The sequence below is a fragment of the Pseudoalteromonas sp. McH1-42 genome (assembly GCF_022347845.1).
In the GTDB taxonomy this organism is placed as follows: Bacteria; Pseudomonadota; Gammaproteobacteria; order Enterobacterales; family Alteromonadaceae; genus Pseudoalteromonas; species Pseudoalteromonas rubra_D.
The window spans coordinates 50,436-71,733 of sequence record NZ_JAKRFU010000014.1 but is presented as its reverse complement, the minus strand read 5'-3'; the positions used below and the strand labels follow the sequence as shown (position 1 = coordinate 71,733).

Sequence of the window (21,298 nt, the reverse complement as noted above, 5' to 3'; positions counted from 1 at the left end):
GATGCCGGTATGCTATTTTCGTGCAGAGTTTCGGCTTGACGAGTACAGGGATTTGTTAGCCAGAACCATAGTGTCAAAACAACAATAAAGGAGATGAATTTTACTCATTTGAGCAAAATGAGGATGTAACAATTAAGTATATGTGGACTTGAAAAGTGACCAATGTCCTATATTCGAGAGACTTTGGAAGAGCCATTCAGTAATAAGTGCCGCAGCAAAGCTGTACGGACAGAACAGTCACTGAGAATTTATAATCTAGTAGGGTGGCGTAAACTTTGCTGAAATATAAAAGCCCCTATTTACAGGGGCTTAGTAAGCTTAAGTAAGTCCAAATATTTAAAAAATCTTACTCAATATTCTGGATCTGCTCGCGCATTTGCTCAATTAGTACTTTGAGTTCAACGGCGGCGTTGGTGATCTCGGTATTGATGGACTTAGACGCCAGGGTGTTGGACTCACGGTTGAACTCTTGCATCATAAAATCCAGGCGTCGGCCACAGGCGCCGCCTTTTTTTAGGATTTTATGGGTTTCTTTAACGTGTGACTTGAGGCGGTCGAGTTCTTCTGCCACGTCCTGTTTTTGTGCCAGGTAGATTAGCTCTTGTTCCAGGCGGCTCTCATCGATTTCGGCTTTCAGCTCTTCCAGCTTGGCGGTGAGTTTTTCACGTTGCCATTTAGCCACTTCTGGCATGTGACCTTCAACAACGGCAACCTGCTCTAGAATACCATCCAGGCGGGTGGTGATCATGGTTTCCAGGTTGTTACCTTCGCTTGCGCGCGCTGCTTTAAATTCTTCAACCAGGGCATCAAAGCCTTTTAACAGCTCGCTGTTCACTGTGTCCAGATCTACCTCTTCGGCTTCCATGACGCCTGGCCAGCGCAGGATGTCTGTTGGGTTGATCTCGCCACCGCTGTGCGACTGGACCCACTTGGCATTTTCGATCAGCTGTTTACTCAGGGTTTCGTTGATCGACAGCTGACCTACGTGCGCCGGGTTGGCGGTGAACTTCAAAAATACTTCCACTTTACCGCGCTGTAAGTGTTTGCGCAGGCGCTCGCGAATGACCGGTTCCAGGCCTCGGAACTGTTCCGGTGCGCGGATAAAGGTTTCAAGATAGCGTTGGTTGACGGAGCGGATCTCCCACACACCGGTGCCCCAGTCGCCCTTGATCTCTTTACGGGCATAAGCGGTCATACTATGGATCATATAAGTTCCTAATTTAATTTAAGGTTGCGGCGTGTCTGCATGTGGCTACCTAAGGTACAGCGCTGTCGTTGGTGAACACACACATCGCCATGAACGAAACATCGCCATTATAGCTGAAACATCGCCCAGCTCTAGTGGCTGGGTGTGAATTATTCGCGATCCGCATGGCATAGCGGTTGGGAACCCTTTATAATATCGCGAAACTTTGATGATAGGGGAAGGTGGATGCGTCCAAGCGAAAGAACTGCAAATCAAATCAGACCGGTAACTTTTACACGTAACTATACTATGCATGCCGAGGGCTCGGTGCTGGTTGAGTTCGGCAACACTAAGGTGTTGTGTACTGCCACGGTTGAAGCGGGTGTACCGCGTTTTATGAAAGGCCAGGGCAAAGGCTGGATCACTGCAGAATACGGGATGCTTCCGCGTTCTACTCACACGCGTAATGGCCGTGAAGCGGCAAAAGGTAAGCAGGGCGGACGTACCATGGAGATCCAACGTCTGATCGCCCGTGCATTGCGTGCTGCGGTTGATCTGAGCGCATTGGGCGAAAACACCATTACCATCGATTGTGATGTGTTACAGGCAGACGGTGGTACACGTACTGCATCTATCAGCGGTGCTTGTGTGGCACTGGTTGATGCACTGACGCACATGCGTGCCAAGGGCATGATCAATGCTAACCCGCTGAAGTTTATGATTGCAGCTATCTCAGTGGGTGTTTACAACGGCGAGGCCATTACCGATCTGGAATACCTGGAAGATTCAGAAGCTGAGACCGACATGAACGTGATCATGACGGAAACCGGCAAACTGATTGAAGTGCAGGGCACGGCCGAGGGCGAACCTTTCTCATTTGAAGAATTGGATGAGCTGCTGGCACTGGCCAAGCATTCAATCCGTGAGATCATTGACCTGCAAAAACAGGCTCTGGCATAAGTATAAGTAAATAAGAAGGTATCGCATGAAACAGTATCAAAAAGACTTTATTGAATTTGCCCTACAAAAGCAGGTGCTGAAGTTTGGTGAATTTACGCTTAAATCTGGCCGTACCAGCCCTTATTTCTTCAATGCAGGATTGTTCAACACCGGCCGTGACTTGGCGCGTTTAGGTCGTTTTTACGCAGCCGCACTGGAAGATGCTGGCATTGCCTACGATGTCCTGTTCGGTCCGGCATATAAAGGGATCCCAATTGCGACGACCACGGCTGTTGCACTGGCAGATCATTATGACAAAGACGTACCTTACTGCTTTAACCGTAAAGAGAAAAAGCAGCACGGTGAAGGTGGTAACCTGGTAGGCTCTGAGCTGACAGGTCGTATCATGCTGGTGGATGATGTGATCACGGCGGGCACGGCTATCCGTGAGTCGATGGAAATCATCGCTGCCAATGACGCTGATCTGGCGGGGGTGTTGATTGCCCTTGATCGTCAGGAAAAAGGCAAAGGTGAGCTGTCTGCTATTCAGGAAGTTGAGCGCGACTTTAACACCGCTGTGGTGTCTATCGTAAAATTGGCTGATTTGATCACTTATCTTGAGCAACAAGGTGATATGGCTGAGCACCTGGAAGCGGTTAAAGCGTATCGTGACCAGTACGGTGTTGCTTAATTAAGTAGCTCGTTAAAATTGTATTTAAAAACCGGCTTAGGTGATGCACTTAAGCCGGTTTTTTCATGTCTGTAGCAGTGACTTTGCACCAGCTGCAAAAGTGTTTTGTGTGGTTCTGCTCATAAAACCAGCCAAGGTTCAGGCGAGTATGATAACCTAAGCGGGTTAGTCAGCTAATTAATTAATAAAATCATGCATATTCACATTCTTGGGATCTGCGGCACCTTTATGGGTGGCATTGCAGCCATTGCAAAGTCGCTGGGCCATAAGGTGACGGGATCCGATCAAAACGTTTATCCCCCTATGAGCACTCAGCTGGAGTCGCTTGGTATTGAATTAACCCAAGGCTACGATCCGGCCCAGCTGGACCCAGCACCCGATATGGTGGTGATTGGCAATGCCATGAGCCGCGGTAACGCCTGTGTAGAATATGTGCTGGAACGCGGCTTACCTTATACCTCTGGCCCCGAATGGTTAAAACATCACGTTTTGCAAAACAGCTGGGTACTGGCAGTGGCCGGCACTCATGGGAAAACGACAACTGCCAGTATGCTGGCCTGGTTACTGGAATACGCTGGATTGCGTCCCGGTTTCCTGATCGGGGGCATAGTGCAAAACTTTGGTGTATCGGCGCGCACCAGTGATACCCCGTTTTTTGTCATTGAAGCCGATGAATATGACACGGCGTTCTTTGATAAGCGCAGTAAGTTTGTTCATTACCTGCCGCGAACCTTGATCATGAACAACCTGGAATTTGATCACGCCGATATTTTTGCTGATTTGGCTGCAATTCAGACCCAGTTCCACCATTTGCTTCGTACTTTACCTGCGCAGGGTAAAGCAATTTACCCGGCAGCGGATAAACCCCTGTGTGAAGTGATAGACAAAGGCTTCTGGAGCCAGCAAGAAACGCTTGGTGGTGACTGGGGTTATCGTCTGTGCAAAGCAGATGGCAGCCAGTTTGAGGTGCTGCTGAACAACGAAAGCCAGGGCATGGTAAGTTGGCAGGCCATTGGTGAGCACAATGTCAAAAATGCGCTGATGGCGATCGCCGCTGCGCGTCATGTGGGTATTCCTGTGTCAGTCAGTATAGAGGCGCTCGGTGAGTTTAAATCACCTAAGCGGCGGATGGAATTGCTGGGCGAGGTTAATGGAGTCTGTGTGTATGACGATTTTGCTCATCATCCCACAGCAATTGAAACCACTCTGGCCGGATTGCGTGCCAAGGTGGGTGATGCCCGAATTACAGCGATTCTGGAGCCGCGTTCTAACACCATGAAAATGGGGGTTCACCAGCAAACGTTGATGGACTCTCTGGCGGCAGCCGATGAGGTGCTGTTGTTTGAGCCGCCTAAGCTGAGCTGGTCATTACAAGAAGCCGCTCAACAAGCAGGGTACGAATGCTATCACAACACCGATGAGATTGTTGCGGCGGTAGCGGCGCAGGCAAAGCCGGGTGAGCATGTCTTGATCATGAGCAATGGTGGGTTTAATGGGATCCATGAGGCAGTGTTAAGTGCACTGCGCGAAAAGAGGTCATAAAGTTATGTCACAATTTAAGCCAGCGATTACACTGGCGTTCAGCGGGGCGTCGGGTGCGCCCTACGGATTGCGTTTACTCGAAGTACTGGTGGCGCTGGATTATCAGGTTTATGTGTTGATCTCCAGTGCTGCCCGAGTGGTGCTGGACACCGAATCGAATATCAAATTGTCTGGTAATGAAGACAAGGCCACAGCACAGCTCAGCGAGCTCTATCAGGCCAAAGCAGGACAGATCCAGGTGTTTGGTAAAGACAACTGGTTTAGCCCGGTGGCATCGGGCTCTGCGGCTCCTAAGAAAATGGTGGTCTGCCCATGCAGTGCAGGGAGTGTATCGGCCATTGCCATGGGCGCGTCCGACAACTTGTTGGAGCGCGCGGCCGACGTGGTGATCAAAGAGCGTGGTGAGCTGATCCTGGTGCCCAGAGAAACGCCGTTCAGTGCCATTCATTTGGAAAATATGCTCAAGCTGAGTCGGCTAGGGGTCACCATTATGCCCGCAGCCCCCGGTTTTTATCATCAGCCACAAAGTATCGAGGACTTAGTCGATTTCATGGTGGCGCGTATTTTAGATCATTTGGGCATAGAGCATCGGTTAGCAAAGCGCTGGGGCTACGGCGACTAAACCTCAGCAGCGGTAATACATCACAGGCGCTGAGATGTGGCGCTTTTTACCAGACTGGGTAACAAAGCGCATTGGTACAAAGTAAGTGAAAACAACAACATGGGGATGTGAGGAAAAACAATAACATGACAAAGGCATTAAATATATCAGGCCTGCGTAAGGTCTACAGTAACGGCGTTGAGGCCGTCAAAGGGATTGATTTACAGGTTGAGCAGGGCGACTTCTTTGCGCTGCTGGGCCCAAATGGTGCCGGTAAGTCGACGACTATAGGTGTGATTTCATCCTTGGTGAACAAAACGGCGGGTCAGGTGGAAGTATTTGGCCAAAGCATAGACACCGATTTGGAAGCGGCTAAATCTCATCTGGGCCTGGTGCCACAGGAATTCAATTTTAACCAGTTTGAAACCCTTAATCAGATTTTGGTCAATCAGGCGGGGTACTATGGTGTACCAAGGGCTCAGGCCCATGAGCGTGCCGAGAAATATCTAAAGCAATTGGGTTTACTGGATAAAAAAGACAAGCAGGCACGGACTTTATCAGGTGGTATGAAACGCCGTTTGATGATTGCCCGTGCGCTTATGCATGAACCTAAGCTGCTGATCCTGGACGAACCAACAGCGGGTGTTGATATTGAACTGCGCCGCTCAATGTGGGATTTCTTACGTGAAATCAATGCTCAGGGTATCACCATTATTCTGACTACCCATTATCTGGAAGAAGCTGAATTGCTGTGTCGTAATATCGCCATTATCGACCAGGGTAAAATTGTCGAACATACGACCATTAAAGCCTTGCTGGCGAAGCTGGACAAAGAAACCTTTGTACTGGACCTCAAGGCACCCATTAATCCGGTTAACTTGGCAGGTTACGAGTTTGTCCTGACAGACGATCATACGCTGGAAGTTGAAGTCGCGAAATCTCAGGGGCTCAATGGGGTATTTACCCAGCTGAATGAACAAGGTAATACCGTGCTGAGTATGCGAAATAAGGCAAACCGTCTGGAAGAATTGTTTGTTGGGTTGTTGGAACAGGGGCGCAGCGAATGAAAATCTTAAACTACGGCGTGGCACTAAAAAGTATTTGGATAAAAGAGTGCATTCGTTTCTTACGGATCTGGGTACAAACTCTGGTACCACCGGCTATTACCATGACTTTGTATTTTGTGATTTTTGGCTCTCTTATCGGCTCACGAATTGGTGAAATGGGCGGGTTTAGCTATATGGAGTTCATTGTGCCGGGTCTTATTATGATGTCGGTGATCACCAACTCCTATTCAAACGTGGCATCAAGCTTTTATTCTACTAAGTTCCAGAAAAGCATTGAAGAGTTGTTAGTGGCACCGGTGCCAAACTACATCATAGTGCTGGGATATATAGGCGGCGGCATGGCGAGGGGTATGCTGGTGGGTCTGATAGTGACTCTGGTCAGCCTGCTGTTTGTGGATATTCAAATTCACAACCTGGCGGTAATTGTATTAACGGTATTGCTGACTTCTGCTGTGTTTGCATTGGGTGGTTTGATCAATGCCGTCTTTGCCAATAGCTTTGATGACATCAGTATCATTCCAACCTTTGTGCTGACACCACTGACTTATCTGGGCGGGGTGTTTTACTCCATCACCTTGTTGCCTGAATTCTGGCAGGGGGTGTCTCAGATAAACCCAATCATCTACATGGTGAATGCGTTCCGTTATGGCTTCCTGGGAGTGTCTGATGTCAATATTACCCTGGCCTTTGGTGTATTGCTGGGCTTCATCACCGTGTTATTTGCAGTGGCACTGAACCTGATCAAGCGCGGCGTCGGCTTGCGTCACTGATGGTCAGGCTATCAAGCAAGGTGGCAGGGGGAAGACTCTGCCACACAACCGCTTACTTAATCTTGCAGACTGAGATAAAATACTCGTAATATTTTTCACACTACGAGCCACAACACGCTGTTATGTCAGACGCCAATTCCAGAAGCATCACCAGTAATCAGACCGGACTGCATGAAAAGTTAGATGAGGTAGTACAAAAGCACCTCAACACGCCATTCAAAAAACCTATTGCTGTGCATACACAACAAGCCTTTGAGCAGGTGAATGAGAAAGTACAGGCATTCGATGGTCCGATCATTCTGGATTCCTGTTGTGGGGTGGGGGAAAGTACGGCGAATTTAGCCAAACTACATCCGAATGCGTTGGTCATAGGTATTGATAAGTCAGAGCATCGACTTGAAAAGCACGACATTGAATATAAGCAAACAGAGTCGGGTCACTATATTCTGGTTCAGGCAGATCTAAATGATTTCTGGCGTCTTGCCTGCGAGGCCAATTGGCAGCCAAGTCATCATTACTTGCTTTACCCTAACCCCTGGCCTAAAGCGAAACACCTGCAAAGGCGCTGGCATGGAGCGGCGGTATTCCCATATATCGTGAAGCTGGGGGGACGACTTGAACTACGCAGTAACTGGGCAATTTACGTAGAGGAGTTTGCCCGCAGTCTGGCACTCGCGGGAGTTCAGGCAACGGTAAGCAACTATGAAAGTGACACAGCCATGACGCCGTTTGAGCGTAAGTACTGGGCCAGTGGGCAACAAAGTACCCGGCTGATTGCTCAGTTATAAGGTTTCCCTATCACTTGTGTTATTGCAGGTGATAGGTCAGGCACTGGCCTGGAAATCTCTCCCCATATTGCTCTGGTTGACATTGATGTGTGGGCCAGGTGCACCAATCAAGCTCCCTTCAACCAACTTAACGTTGCAGCTTAGCAATTGCTCCAGTTGATATTTACTTTGTACACCGTCTACCAACAAAGTGATCTGGCGCTCATGGCAGAGCCTGGCAATGTGTTCAATATATTCATGCAGTTCGCTCTCTTCACTTAGCTGCTCTATAACGCTGGAAGTAAGCTTAACGCTGTCTATGGTGAGCTTCAGCACCCGGCTGATAGTCAGCAATCCACTGTTGCTCGACGCTACCATGATATTCACACCTTTGCTTTTTAGCACATTGATATAAACCCGCATGTCGGCAAAGTGTTCAATCACTTCTTGTTCTTCGAGTTCAAAGGTAATTTTTGCCGGCTGCGGATAGCGCCTGAGTTGCGCAAAAATAAACTCCATGATTTGCGGGTCGGCCAGATCCTGCCAGCTCAGTTGCATGCTCCAGGCGTGATGTGATTTTCGAAAATGTGCGGTGCACAGTTCTAGCATGACTTTGGTTAGTTGAGAGCTCAGCCTGGAGTGGCGGATCACTTCTGAGAAAGATTCAGGACGTAAGATAAGGCCCTGCTCTGTGAGTACTCTCGGGGTGCAATGATATTGCTCGACGGCTTTGCTCTCAGTGCCCATGCGTGGCGTAAAGTAGGGCAGAATGCGGTGTTGTTCAAAAGCACTTTGAACTGTTTTTGCAATGGCGATGTGGGATTCCTGAATGGTTTTTATCTGCGTTGGATCTTGTCCATATATGCATACCCGTTGCTGTTTTTGTTGTGCCTGTCGGCATGCAATAAACGCATTCTCTAACAGCAGGCGTTTATTGCCACTGGCTATGCCTGCGGTTACCTGAATGTATAAATGTGGGTCCTGTAAAATCGGGGTTGTGGCAGGAAATTCATTGATCAAGCTACTCAGGTAGTGCTCTCCTTTGTTTGCGTCGCTCAATAACACCAGTTTTGCAGTGGCAAGGCGGTATACTTTAAATGGTGCGGTAAATTCACTGAAATGGCTCATCACCCTGCGTATGATCTCATCACCGACATCGGTGCCATAAAAACTCACGATCTCTTCCAACTCGTTGATTGCAATAATGGCCAAACTAAGGTGCTGAGTGGGGTTTTTGGCCAGATCCTGCTCTAAAGCCAGACGATTGGGAAATCCGGTACGCGGGTCGGTTGTCAGGGTTTTTCTCAGTATCAGCAAATACATCCCTGCTACCAGTAAAGCAACAGCAAAGAAAAAGCAGGCAGTAAACAAGGCTTCTTTAACGCTTTTTGCCAGTTCGGTTTGGATGTGCGATGTTTTAATATCGGCTCCGGTCAGATAGACCTTCCCGTCTCGTGTTACGTGAGGAATAAAAATGGTTTTAAAATGGCCCCACTTGTCTTCAGACACTTCGTATAGCGGCTGTGTTGAGCGAAATGCGCTTTTGTTAACCGATGTCGCCTCGGGGTAGAGGTCGAGCATGCGCGTGACTTTGTCTTGTAAGACATCATTTTGGGTGTAACTAGAGGCACTGAAACGGACATAGGGCGCATCATAGACCATGGCGTACACGTATTCGACACCCAGATGTTGCGCGAGTTGAGATAACTGCATACTCTTGTGGCGGTATTCGTCGCTGTCAATTTCGTTAAGCCGGTCATGATAGTCTTCTCCCAATATGAGCTGGGTACTGCGGGCTGCCATGAGGAGCTTTTGATCTATCCCTTGTACTATGGTGGTACGGGTCTGATGATAGGTGTAAAGCACATAGGCCGACAAAGAGGCAATAAAAACCACAAAGCCGATGACTATCCAGGTCAGAGATAAGGCCCTAAGCGCAAAATTCCGTTTATTCATTGTCAGTTTCCGTTTGAGTCTGCTAGTTTGGTGGGACGAATTGTTCCTAATACTATCCATTTCTGACAATGCTGACAAAATATTTAACGAATTTGCCTTATTTATGAACCCTATTCCTTACATGCATCGTACTAAATACTGGGTTTATTGTGCGATGCTGTGTCATCAGAGGTTCATCAAATTATCAAGCAGAGTTCATTTTTTTTGACTGCATTGCAGACTTTCCCATCACTTTACAGTAAAGTTAGTCATTTCGTATCAACTTGGCAAGGTAACTCCCCACATCAGTTACCCACGCATGATTAGGTATTAAAATGGGTCCAAAGCGTTGTGCAGTCGCTTCTGAAGAAAGCTTAATGCGTATCTTTACCGTTCCAGAAGCACCCAGCTCCACGTTAAGTGTAATAGAGCAGGAAATTTCCAGTAATCTGGCGGGCTTTCTGAATGAAAATATCGCAGCAATTGAAAAACCATTGCATGAGATAGAAAAAGACTTTCAGTCGGCAATGATCCCCGAAGAACCGATGTTTGTCTCTGACTATGCTCAGGATATTATGGAGCAATTGGTTGCGCATTCTGTACATACAGCGTCGCCAAGCTTTATCGGGCATATGACCTCAGCGCTGCCGCATTTTGTTCTGCCGTTGTCAAAGCTGATGGTCGGTTTGAATCAGAACCTGGTAAAAATAGAAACTTCAAAGGCCTTTACGCCTTTGGAGCGCCAGGTGCTGGGCATGATGCATCATTTAGCCTATGGCGAAGATGATACCTTCTATGAAAAGTGGATGCACAGTGCCAAGACTGCACTCGGCGCATTTTGCTCCGGGGGGACCATTGCCAACATTTCGGCTCTGTGGATTGCCCGCAACCGTTTGCTGGGGCCGGATGGTGACTTCAAAGGACTTGCCAGTGAAGGGATCATGGCAGCCATGATGCACTATGGGTATAAAGGCCTGGCTGTGCTGGTGTCTGAACGTGGTCACTACTCGTTGGGTAAAGCTGCCGACGTTCTGGGCATTGGCCGCAGTAATTTCATTGCCGTGAAAACCGATGAGAACAATAAAGTTGACGTTGAGGCGATGCGCGCTAAGGCACAGACGCTGAGTGAGCAGGGTATTAAGGTCATGGCGATTGTTGGCGTGGCCGGCACTACTGAAACGGGCAACATAGACCCCTTACCTGAAATGGCGGCGCTGGCTCAGGAACTGGGATGTCATTTTCACGTTGATGCAGCCTGGGGCGGCGCGACTTTGTTGTCAGCGAGTTACCGTCATTTGCTTAAAGGCATTGAGTTAGCTGATTCGATCACCATTGATGCGCACAAGCAAATGTATGTGCCAATGGGCGCAGGCATAGTACTGTTTAAAGACCCCACCGCAACAGATGCCATAGAACACCATGCTGAGTACATTTTGCGTAAAGGTTCAAAAGACCTGGGTAGTCATACACTTGAGGGCAGTCGCCCTGGTATGGCTATGCTGGTTCATGCATGCTTACGGGTGATAGGCCGCAAAGGGTACGAAATGCTGATCGATAAAGGCATTGAAAAAGCACAATTTTTTGCAGACCTGATCCGCGAAGAAGACGATTTTGAGTTGGTCTCAGAGCCCGAGTTATGTCTGCTGACCTATCGCTATGTACCAAAACAGATCCGTCAGGCGATTGAACAAGCCGATGAACAGGAGCGCATCGACATTTATGCGGCGTTGAACCGATTTACTGCCAGTATGCAGAAGCGTCAGCGTGAATCAGGCCGCTCTTTTGTATCACGGACGCGCTTAACCCCTTCACAATATCAGTATCAGCCTACCGTGGTATTCAGAGTGGTGCTGGCCAATCCTCTGACTTCCAAGCAGATGCTAAAAGAAATTCTGGCAGAACAAAAAGGGTTAGCACAGAGCGATCCAGTCTTTAAAAAGTACCTGGCAAAATATATGGCTTAGTGCGTCTGTTTTCAGGGTTGGGCATGCCCGGACTAAAGAAAACAGTGCATTTTGTGACAGGCGCTATACTATTAGAGTGTGACAACGATATGGCATCACTTTGGTATGATGCCTGATTTCAACAGCTTTGCGACTTGGTAGTACCTTTGAATCGATTAACCCAGAGCACGCAAAAACTGCGGCGGATCAGCTCGCAAGAAGTCGATGTTTCCGGCGAACATCAGCGCTTTCTGCATGATATCATTTTTGAGGCAAAATCTTTGCTTCAGGTCGATCGTGTGTCGGTGTGGTTATTTGACGACATGCACAAGCCAGGCAAGCTGCTCAATTATGCCAATACAGACTGGCAGGCCGTGCCAAGCCAGCTACCGGTGCTGAGCATTGATGATTTTCCTGTTTACTTTGCCACCATTATTAGCGGTCAGTCGATTGCAGCAGAAAATGCCTGTACAGATCCTCGCACCTGCGAATTCACCGATATCTATCTCAAGCCTAATAACATTGCGACCATGCTAGATACTGCCATCTTTAAAAATGGTATTGCACTGGGTGTGGTGTGTTGTGAGGGACTGGCCGATGTACGCCAGTGGCAGGAGTGGGAGGTAACGATCACAGAAATGGTCGCGGATTGCTGTAGTCGGCGTTTGTTGGTACACGAGTTGTATCAAATGCAGGAAAAGCTCACTAAAATGGCCTTTCAGGACATGCTTACGGGTCTGAATAACCGGCGCTTTTTAATGGAGCACGCCAAGCGTGAAATGAGCCGTCATCAGCGCACTGAGCGTCCTATGAGTCTGATCATGATGGATCTGGACAGGTTTAAAAGGATCAATGACGATTTTGGTCATGATGCGGGCGATAAAGTGCTGCAAAAGTTTGCTCAATGTTGTCTGGATGTGGTGCGCGTTGAAGATTGTTTTTGTCGTCTGGGCGGTGAGGAGTTTGTGGTCTTACTACCTGAAACCTCGGTCAGTGATGCACATATGGTAGCAAACCGGTTATGTACTGCGGTCCGTGAGATGGAAGTGCGTCAGGAAAACACGCTTATCCATGTTACGGCCAGTTTTGGGGTTGCCGAAGTCAACCCCAGCATGCCATTCAGCCATGCCCTGAAAATGGCCGATCAGGCCGTTTACCGTGCCAAGGCGAATGGTCGTGACCAGATCCAGCTTGCCTATTAGTGACTCTTAGCACCTACTCTGAGGTGCGCCTCAGGTACTGTGGTTGAGCAGTGCTTTAAGCTTAGCCGGTTTAAGGGGCTTACTCAGATAGTGGATCTGCGCCTGTTTAGCCTGTAATTTTAAAGGCTCGTCACGTACCGCAGTGATCAGTACCGCCGGGATCTGGGCGTTCCAGCATTGTCTTAATTCCGTGATCAAATTAACCCCGTTTTCATTATTATCGAGCTGATAATCCATCAGGATAAAATCCGGTGCCTGGCTTTGGGTGGCATGCTGTCGGGCTTTGTCTGCCCTTTCAAACATCTGATAACTGAACTGCCATTTATCGAGCAAGCTGGCCATCGCAGCCAGATTCTTCGGATCATCGTCAACCACTACCAGATTCAAGCGGGTTTTTGCGCTTGGTTTTTGCTCTGACTGTGTGGTTTTTTGCTGTACTTGTTGTTGGTCGCCTAGCGGCACTTCGACACAAAAACGGCTGCCCTTACCGGGGATTGACTGCATCTCCAACGGCATACTGAGCAATTCACATAGTCGCTTCACAACACCCAGCCCCAGTCCGACCCCTTTGTTATCGCCACTCTGAATACGGTAAAAGTCGTTGAATATTTTTTGCTGTTCATGCTCCGAGATACCGGGGCCTGTGTCCCACACTTCAATGCGGACACTGTGGCTGCGTCGACGACAGGCCAGCAAAACCCGCCCTTGCTCCGTGTATTTCACCGCATTGGAGACCAGGTTCTGCACAATTCGGCGCAGATAGGTAATGTCGCTGTGAATGATTTGGTGGCTGGTACGCACTTGTAATGACAGGCCTTTTTCCTGACATAAAATGGCGTATTCATTGGCCAGTGGTGACATGATGTCGTTGATATCAAAATGGCGGGGGGTTGGCTTCATGGCGCCTTGTTCCAGCTTGGCAATATCCAGCAACGCCGACATCAGATGAACGGTTGAATCCAGGCTGGCACCCAGTTTTTCCAGGTTGCTGCGATCATTGCCTTGTAACTTATCTTCATCGATCGCCGCCAGGTAAAGTCGGGCAGCATTCAGGGGCTGCAAAATATCGTGGCTGGCCAGGGCCAGAAAGCGGGTTTTGCTGTCATTGGCGCGTTCAGCTTCCTTTTTAGCGCCTACCAGGGCTTGTTCGGTTTCTTCCCGGCTGGCTATCTGCGCTTTCAGATCCTGATTGATCAGGCGAATTTCCTGGGTGCGCGCTTCAATGCGGTTTTCCAGATCCATATTCACCTCTTCAAGCGCGTTTTGGGTGTCGATATGGCTGGTGATGTCGGAAAAGCTGGTAACAAAGCCACCTTCTGGCAGCGGATTACCTGTCATTTCGAACACCTGACCATTGCTGCGGTGACGAATAAAGTGGTGGGGCGTGCCATTTTTCAAATGTTGTACGCGTTTTTCGACTAGCTTTTCTAACTCTCCGGGGCCACATTCACCGCGTTCAGCGTTGAAGCGGATCACTTCTTCTATACTCTGACCCACCTGCAAAAAACCGTCCGGATATTCAAACATTTCGTGATAACGGCGGTTCCAGGCAACTAGGTTGAGATCTTTATCGACGACCGAGATACCATGACTGAGGTTTTCCAAAGATGTAAACAGCAGGTTTTGGTTGAATTGTAACGCCTGCGTGGTTTCATCAAAAAAGTTAACTACTTCTTCAAAGGCGAGTTGCTTACCCGAGGATACGGCGTGGATCAGGGCACGGGCAGAGGAGGCGCCTAACACGCCGGTTAGGGCACGCTCACAAAAGGCAATGAAATCAGCACTCGGATAGGCGTTACTGTCTTCAATATCGTGATTAATCGCGTAATGGCTGAGCAACTGCTGACTGCGCTGGATCCCTAAAAAGGTCTGTAGCAATACCGTAAAGTCGTACACTGTGGCTTTGACATCTTTGTTAAGCCGTTTGGCTGCGCTGGCTTGCTCCCAGGGGCTGACAAACGCGGCCGCCTGGATTTTATCAATGAGACGCTCATATGCACCCAGTGAGAAGCTGATATAACAACTGATATTGGCCAGTAATGCCAATAAGGTGCCCCGGGTGATGATGGTCTGGCGGGTTTCAAAATCCAGCGCACTGCCGGCTTCAATGACTGGAAACATCAGAAACAACATCCAGCACAAAAAGCCGGCCAGTAACCCGGCATAGACGCCATAAGCATGGCCTTTTCGCCAGTAGAGCCCGCCGACAATGGCTGGCAATAACTGAGTGACCAAAGAAAACGCCACCAGGCCCATGTTGGCAAGCGCTTCGCCATGGCCAAACCATTGCTGATAAAGAAAAGCCAGCACCAGGATAGCGGCAATGATAAAGCGTCGGATCAGCAAAATTCGGGTTTTATAATTACTGGTGAGGCGGTTTTTCTTAAACTTGCGCTTTATCAGCAAAGGGAGCACCACATCATTGGAAAGCATGGTACTGAGCGTCAGTGTGGCGACCACTATCATAGCGGTGGCTGCTGATAACCCGCCGATGAATACAAAGGTGGTGATCAACGGGTGACCCTGCATCATCGGCAGAGCCAGCACAAAGCTGTCTGCAGCAACGGTTTGGCCGATATTGGGGTGAATGGCTGCCGTGGCAATCGGCAAAATCATTGCGGCAATCAGGATAAGGTAAACCGGAAACGCCCAGCGGGCAGTGCGCAGATGTCGACTATCCTGATTGTCGACCACAGTAACGTGAAACTGACGAGGTAAGCAGATGATGGCTGCTGCGGCCATCAGTGTCTGGCCGACAAAGTTGAAATTGGTAAAATCAAATCCCTGCCAGTGAGCAAATAACAAGGTGGTTGAGCCACTCTGAGTTAGCAGCGCTTTTATGGCTATCACAGCCACTGCGACCAGTGCCAGTAACTTGATGAGCGACTCAAATGCGACAGCCAGCATCAGTCCGGAGCGATATTCGGTGACATCAACTTTGCGGGTACCAAAAAAGATCGCAAACAGGGCCATTAATAAAGTGCCGGTCATGGCCAGCATGCCCCCGGAAATTGGGGTGCCCTGTTGTAACAGCAAAAAGCTGCTGCTCAGCGCCTTGAGCTGCAACGCAATATAGGGAATGGTGGCCAGCAAGGCTATCATAGTGACCATCACCGCGGTGGTCTGGCGCTTACCATAACGTGCTGAAATAAAGTCGGCGATGGTGGTGATGTTTTGTTTTTTACTGACCAGGATCAGTTTGCGTAAAAAGCCCTGACCAAACATAAACAGCAAGGCTGGGCCCAGTAAAATGGGCAAATAGTGCCAGCTACTGGTCGCTGCAGTGCCTACTGATCCGTAATAGGTCCATGAGGTACAATAAATACCCAGTGCGAGGGCATAAACAAAAGGGTGATGGCTGATCCGGGTTGCAGCCGGCGTTGTTTTGTCCCCCCAGTTGGCGAGCCAGAAGAGTAAGCCGATATAGGCGATGGCAACGAGGATCAGTGCAGCCGTCATGATGAGCCCTTGTGATAATTTTTGTTATTGTCTCTGTGCCTTTAAAGTAGCATCACTTGCAAATAATCCAAAGTGACATAATCACCTGATTTTACATAATTATTCGATTTTTATTGAATTAATTAGACTAATGTCTTATCCCTGAGATACACCTTCCTCTAATCGCAGTTTTCCCTCAGTAAATTGTTTAACTTATTGATTTTATATATTTTGTTTAGCTTGGATATGTCTTTGTTTTGCAGTTTACGTAAACGTAACCTTGTTGTTACGACTAAGGTCTCAATTTCTTCTTGACGCCCCATTGCTACAGTCAAAAGGTCATTAACACCAGCACATCGGCAACAGGTGTGTGAAAGGGGACTTATCATGGCTTTTAAAAGTGAAGAACAAGCAAAAGCATATTGGTCAGAGAATCTAGCCTTAATGTTTAAGCTATTAGTAGTGTGGTTTGTGGTGTCTTTTGGATGCGGCATTCTACTGGTTGATGTACTCAACGAGGTTCGCTTCTTCGGATTTAAGTTGGGTTTTTGGTTTTCGCAGCAGGGCGCAATTTATACCTTCGTTGCTTTGATTTTTGTCTATGTATTCAAAATGGATGCGCTGGACAAAAAATACGGCGTGGATGAATAAGGAGCGCTATGATGGATGTTCAAACTCTCACCTTTTTAATTGTTGGGCTTAGCTTTGCCCTCTACATCGGCATTGCCATCTGGGCGCGTGCCGGTTCAACCAATGAATTCTATGTTGCTGGTGGCGGTGTGCCGCCGCTGGCGAACGGCATGGCAACTGCTGCAGACTGGATGAGTGCAGCGTCATTTATTTCCATGGCAGGGATTATCTCATTTGCAGGTTACGACGGTGGCGTGTATCTGATGGGCTGGACCGGTGGTTATGTACTACTGGCACTGTGCCTGGCACCTTATCTGCGTAAATTTGGTAAATTCACTGTGCCGGACTTTATCGGCGACCGTTATTACTCTCAGGTAGCCCGTGTTGTCGCCATTTTGTGTGCGATTTTTATTTGCTTTACCTATATCGCTGGTCAGATGCGTGGTGTGGGTGTGGTGTTCTCTCGTTTTCTGGAAGTCGACATTGAAACTGGCGTTTATATCGGGATGGTGATCGTATTCTTCTATGCCGTCCTGGGTGGCATGAAAGGCATTACTTATACGCAGGTTGCGCAATATTGTGTACTGGTGTTTGCTTATTTGGTACCTGCTATTTTTATCTCTTTGATGATGACTGGCCACTTACTGCCGCAAACAGGTTTTGGTGGCACGCTGGCGGACGGCTCCGGCACCTATTTGTTGGATAAACTCGATGGACTCAGTACCGAACTCGGCTTTGCACAATACACCGAAGGGTCCAAGAGCATGATTGATGTCTTCGCTATTACAGCTGCTCTGATGGTCGGTACTGCTGGTTTGCCACACGTTATTGTGCGCTTCTTTACTGTACCAAAAGTAAAAGACACCCGTATTTCAGCTGCCTGGACTTTAGTTTTCATTGCCATTGTATACACCACCGCACCAGCGGTTGCGTCATTTGCGCGTGTGAATATGATTGACACTATCAATGGTAAAGATGGCAGTGGTACAGCGTATGCTGAAGCGCCAGAGTGGGTGAAAAACTGGGAAAGAACGGGTCTTATCACGTTCAATGATAAAAATGGTGACGGCAAAATGTTCTACTCTGCCGGTAAGATTGACGACCCGGCGAGCCGTAATGAAGTGAAAATCGACCGAGACATCATGGTACTGGCGAACCCGGAAATTGCAGACTTACCAGCCTGGGTGATTGCACTGGTCGCTGCAGGTGGTATAGCTGCTGCACTGTCGACTACAGCGGGCCTGTTACTGGTGATCTCCACCTCGGTCTCACATGATCTCCTCAAACGCACGCTTAAACCGGATATCAGTGATAAACAAGAGCTCCTGGCTGCACGTTTGTCGGCAATGGTGGCCATCGCAATCTCTGCTTATTTCGGTATTAACCCGCCCGGATTCGTGGCGTCGGTGGTGGCCTTTGCCTTTGGTCTGGCAGCAGCAAGCTTCTTCCCGGCGATCATTATGGGTATTTTCTCTAAACGTATGAACAAAGAAGGCGCCATCAGCGGTATGGTATGCGGTATTGGGTTCACGGCCGCCTACATTATCTACTTTAAATTTGTCAGTCCGGAACTGAACACGCCTGCGAATTGGTTATTTGGTATCTCACCGGAAGGGATTGGTATTATTGGTATGTTAGTGAACTTTGGTATTGCTGCCATTGTTATGAAGCTGACCGCTGAAACGCCAATTGAGGTGAAGCAAATGGTAGATGGGATCCGTAACCCGAAAGGATCGTCTGCTGCACATGCGCATTAATACCAATTTGCTTAATTAAGTGAGCTATCTTGAGGCGAGAAAATAGGGTCGATAACAAGGCAAAAATTTTGCTATTTAGTTGCTCTAAATGAGAAATTTTTAACGCTGTTAGCGTCCTATTTGCTCCTTCAAATAGACCAGGTATTAAGTGAAATTGGTATAAAGCGCAGCCTATCAGGTAGGGGGACTTTCTGATAGCAAAGAAACCAACTACTTCATGGCGAAAGCTGTGGAGTAGTTGTTATTTTTGGGAGGGGTTATGACGGCTCAGGTACAGGATGTGCTGACCTTTGTGCAGCAACAGGCGCCATTTGCTCAGCTGACCGACAGCGCGGTAGATTACTTTGTTGAGCATCTGGAAATCATTTACGTCAGCGCACAAAATCAGGCCCAGTGGTTCAAAAGTGATCAGCCCCAGCTTTATTTGGTGCGTTCCGGTCACTTTGATTTACGTTCGGAGCGGGGCGAATTGGTTACCCGGCTCGCTGAAGGCGATTACTTTGGTTATCCCTCGCTGCTAACCGGTGAACCAATCAGTAATCAACTGGAAGTGGTGCAGCCAGGGTTGGTATATGTGTTGCCACAATCGGCGTTTGATTTTCTCCGTCATGAATATAAACCTTTTGAGCAGTATTTTGTGCGTGCCCATGCCAAACGCCTGCTGTCCAGCCATTATAAAGATTCGGGAAACAGTTGGTCTGAACGTCCGGTCAGCGAGTTAATGAGCCGGGCTGCGGTGACTCTGGCGCCTGATGCCAGTATTCAGGACGCGGCCAAAGTCATGAAGCTGCATCGGGTGTCTTCAATCATGGTGATCGAGCACGACCAGTTAGCAGGAGTTGTGACGGATCGTGACTTGCGTAATCGGGTGCTGGCAGAGGGCCTTGATCCTGCCCGGGCTATCCGTGAGATCATGACGGCCAAACCGAAACACATCTTCGAAAACAATCGGATCTTTTCGGCATTGCATTTGATGCTCAAGCACAATATTCATCATCTGCCTGTACTCAATGAAGATCGTATGCCGATAGGTATGATCACCAGCACAGATCTTTTACGTCAGCAAAAAAGCGATCCGGTGCAATTGATCGGTCGGATCTATAAAGCATGCAGTTATGCCCAGGTGAAGCAGTTAGCGAAAGAGATCCCAGATCTATTGAGTGATTTTGCCAATAAGATCGAGGATATTTCACTGATCGGCCAGCTGCTCAGTGGGCTTAGTGATGCACTGACTGGACGTTTGATAGACCTATATCAGCAGCAGCATGGCAACGCACCCACCCCGTTTGCCTGGATCTGTTTTGGCTCCCAGGCGCGTGAAGAGCAAACCCTGCATTCAGATCAGGACAATGGTCTGCTGTTGCCCGAAGGTGTGACAGATGAACAAAGGCATTATTTTGCTCAGCTTGGCGCATTTGTCTGCCAGCAACTGGATGAATGTGGGATCCGGACTTGCCCGGGCAATATTATGGCAAGTAATCCGCAATGTCGCGGCACGCTCAGTGAATGGTGCGACAGGTTTACGAGCTGGATCCATACTCCGACACCCCATGCAATGCTTAACTGTAAGATCTATTTTGATCTGCGCTTTATTACCGGATCGGATGTTTTGTTCGGCCAATTTCTGCATCATTTAAACGAGATCCCGAAAAATGCGTTGTTTTATGCTGCGATGGCTGCTGATATTAATGCCAACACGGTGCCGATTGGTTTGTTTCAGCAGTTTAAGCTTCAGCAGGATAAGCACAAGCACAAATATCTGGACCTAAAAAAGCGCGGTGTGGTGATCATCAACGATGTTGTTCGTCTTTATGCGTTGCAAGCTGGGATCCGTAAAGCCAATACTCTGCAACGCTTACATGCGCTGAAAGGGCACCGAGTGCTCAGTGCTGAAGACATTGCTAACTTACAAGATTGCTGGCGCTATTTAACTCAGCTGCGTTTGCGTACTCAGATTGACAAAGAAGGCTTGCCGGAAAATTGCATTAATCCAGAGTATTTAAGCTCACTGGAGCGTCATCAGCTCAAAGAAGCATTTCAGTTGATCAAGCAGGCACAACAAGCATGTGCCTTCAAATTTGCCAGAGGTAGCCTGTGAGTTGGTTAACCCGATTACGTAACTGGCATACTTATCGTCATTTGAGATTGGAAGATGCTAACCTGATCGTCTTGGATCTGGAGTTGACTGGATTAGACCCAAAGCGGGACGAAATTGTCTCCGCCGCTTGGGTTGAGATCCGACAGGGTCGGATCACGCTTAGCACAGCCCGGCACATGCTGAATAAGGAAGTACGTCAGTTGGGACAAAGTCCGGTGATCCATGGTGTGGATGAGCGGGCATTAGCACAGGGAACCAGTTTGCGTGCATTACTACAACAACTGGCCGAGTTGTTCGAACAAGGTGTATTGGTATGCCACAACGCCATACTAGACTGGGGGTTTCTCAAGCGGGCGTTTGTGTCTCATGGTATCTCTGTGCGTCCTGAATTGATCCTGGATACGATGCAGATTGAGAGAAATCGTTTGCTCAGACAAGGACAAACGCTGGCAGCGGACTGTCTTACATTGTCTGCCTGTCGTCAGCGTTATGGATTGCCGTCAGCTTGTGAGCATCATGCACTCAGTGATGCGCTGAGTACGGCTGAGCTCTTGCTCGCACAAAACAGCCAGTTTGGTGGGACACATGGGGCGTTACTCAGACAGCTGACGTAATTATTTTTGCATATCTCTTACACATTTGTGCCCGGTCGATTACAATAGCGCCATCTTAATACGGAAAGCTTGGGAATTTTATTCGCGTGCGGACGCTACACCGTGTATGCAGCAGGAT

The 21,298-nt window shown here is 48.5% G+C and carries 16 protein-coding genes; 13 read left to right on the top strand and 3 right to left on the bottom strand.

Annotated features, from left to right (window positions below; all coding sequences use genetic code 11):
• Positions 1-346: 346 nt before the first annotated feature.
• Positions 347-1,207 (bottom strand): YicC/YloC family endoribonuclease, encoded by an 861-nt coding sequence (locus MHN31_RS14185; RefSeq protein ID WP_125559086.1) that lies wholly within the window; start codon positions 1,205-1,207, stop codon positions 347-349.
• A gap of 225 nt (positions 1,208-1,432) precedes the next feature.
• Here MHN31_RS14185 and rph point away from each other — a divergent pair, with 225 nt between their 5' ends.
• The 7 genes from rph (at position 1,433) to MHN31_RS14150 (ending at position 7,584) form a co-directional block, all read left to right on the top strand.
• On the top strand, positions 1,433-2,146 hold the full coding sequence (gene rph / locus MHN31_RS14180; RefSeq protein WP_010383487.1) for a ribonuclease PH: 714 nt from the start codon (positions 1,433-1,435) through the stop codon (positions 2,144-2,146).
• Positions 2,147-2,171: 25 nt separating this feature from the next.
• Positions 2,172-2,816 carry an orotate phosphoribosyltransferase gene (gene pyrE / locus MHN31_RS14175; RefSeq protein ID WP_125559088.1) on the top strand — a complete coding sequence of 215 codons (645 nt, stop codon included), beginning with the start codon at positions 2,172-2,174 and terminating at the stop codon, positions 2,814-2,816.
• Positions 2,817-3,008: 192 nt separating this feature from the next.
• A complete protein-coding gene (gene mpl / locus MHN31_RS14170; protein ID WP_239444543.1) occupies positions 3,009-4,358 on the top strand; it encodes a UDP-N-acetylmuramate:L-alanyl-gamma-D-glutamyl-meso-diaminopimelate ligase in 1,350 nt (449 codons plus the stop codon).
• Between the two features lie 4 nt (positions 4,359-4,362).
• Entirely contained in the window at positions 4,363-4,980 is a 618-nt protein-coding gene (locus MHN31_RS14165) for a flavin prenyltransferase UbiX (protein WP_010383483.1), read from the top strand.
• A 125-nt stretch (positions 4,981-5,105) separates the two neighbouring features.
• Entirely contained in the window at positions 5,106-6,026 is a 921-nt protein-coding gene (locus MHN31_RS14160; RefSeq protein WP_010383482.1) for an ABC transporter ATP-binding protein, read from the top strand.
• Between the two features lie 2 nt (positions 6,027-6,028).
• Positions 6,029-6,796 carry an ABC transporter permease gene (locus MHN31_RS14155; RefSeq protein WP_125559197.1) on the top strand — a complete coding sequence of 256 codons (768 nt, stop codon included), beginning with the start codon at positions 6,029-6,031 and terminating at the stop codon, positions 6,794-6,796.
• A 122-nt stretch (positions 6,797-6,918) separates the two neighbouring features.
• Positions 6,919-7,584: an SAM-dependent methyltransferase gene (locus MHN31_RS14150; protein ID WP_125559092.1), complete on the top strand. Its 666-nt coding sequence runs from the start codon at positions 6,919-6,921 to the stop codon at positions 7,582-7,584.
• A 36-nt stretch (positions 7,585-7,620) separates the two neighbouring features.
• On the opposite strand, the gene MHN31_RS14145 is transcribed toward MHN31_RS14150, so the two are convergent.
• Entirely contained in the window at positions 7,621-9,519 is a 1,899-nt protein-coding gene (locus tag MHN31_RS14145) for a GGDEF domain-containing protein (RefSeq protein WP_194868498.1), read from the bottom strand.
• Positions 9,520-9,833: 314 nt separating this feature from the next.
• Here MHN31_RS14145 and panP point away from each other — a divergent pair, with 314 nt between their 5' ends.
• A complete protein-coding gene (gene panP / locus MHN31_RS14140) occupies positions 9,834-11,462 on the top strand; it encodes a pyridoxal-dependent aspartate 1-decarboxylase PanP (protein ID WP_194868497.1) in 1,629 nt (542 codons plus the stop codon).
• 146 nt (positions 11,463-11,608) lie between these two features.
• Positions 11,609-12,643 (top strand): sensor domain-containing diguanylate cyclase, encoded by a 1,035-nt coding sequence (locus MHN31_RS14135; RefSeq protein WP_194868496.1) that lies wholly within the window; start codon positions 11,609-11,611, stop codon positions 12,641-12,643.
• A gap of 30 nt (positions 12,644-12,673) precedes the next feature.
• Here the strand turns inward: MHN31_RS14135 and MHN31_RS14130 are convergent, their stop codons facing one another.
• On the bottom strand, positions 12,674-16,102 hold the full coding sequence (locus MHN31_RS14130; RefSeq protein WP_239444542.1) for a PAS-domain containing protein: 3,429 nt from the start codon (positions 16,100-16,102) through the stop codon (positions 12,674-12,676).
• A gap of 366 nt (positions 16,103-16,468) precedes the next feature.
• On the opposite strand from MHN31_RS14130, the gene MHN31_RS14125 reads away from it, so the two are divergent.
• The 4 genes from MHN31_RS14125 (at position 16,469) to MHN31_RS14110 (ending at position 21,180) form a co-directional block, all read left to right on the top strand.
• Positions 16,469-16,732 (top strand): DUF4212 domain-containing protein, encoded by a 264-nt coding sequence (locus MHN31_RS14125; RefSeq protein ID WP_010383473.1) that lies wholly within the window; start codon positions 16,469-16,471, stop codon positions 16,730-16,732.
• An 11-nt stretch (positions 16,733-16,743) separates the two neighbouring features.
• The gene (locus MHN31_RS14120; RefSeq protein WP_125559199.1) at positions 16,744-18,468 is read left to right on the top strand and encodes a sodium:solute symporter family protein; all 1,725 of its coding nucleotides are present in this window, start codon (positions 16,744-16,746) and stop codon (positions 18,466-18,468) included.
• A 259-nt stretch (positions 18,469-18,727) separates the two neighbouring features.
• Positions 18,728-20,566: a DUF294 nucleotidyltransferase-like domain-containing protein gene (locus MHN31_RS14115; protein WP_125559102.1), complete on the top strand. Its 1,839-nt coding sequence runs from the start codon at positions 18,728-18,730 to the stop codon at positions 20,564-20,566.
• Positions 20,563-21,180 carry a 3'-5' exonuclease gene (locus MHN31_RS14110; RefSeq protein ID WP_239444541.1) on the top strand — a complete coding sequence of 206 codons (618 nt, stop codon included), beginning with the start codon at positions 20,563-20,565 and terminating at the stop codon, positions 21,178-21,180. Before MHN31_RS14115 ends, MHN31_RS14110 begins: the two co-directional genes overlap by 4 nt.
• The last annotated feature ends 118 nt before the right edge of the window (positions 21,181-21,298 follow it).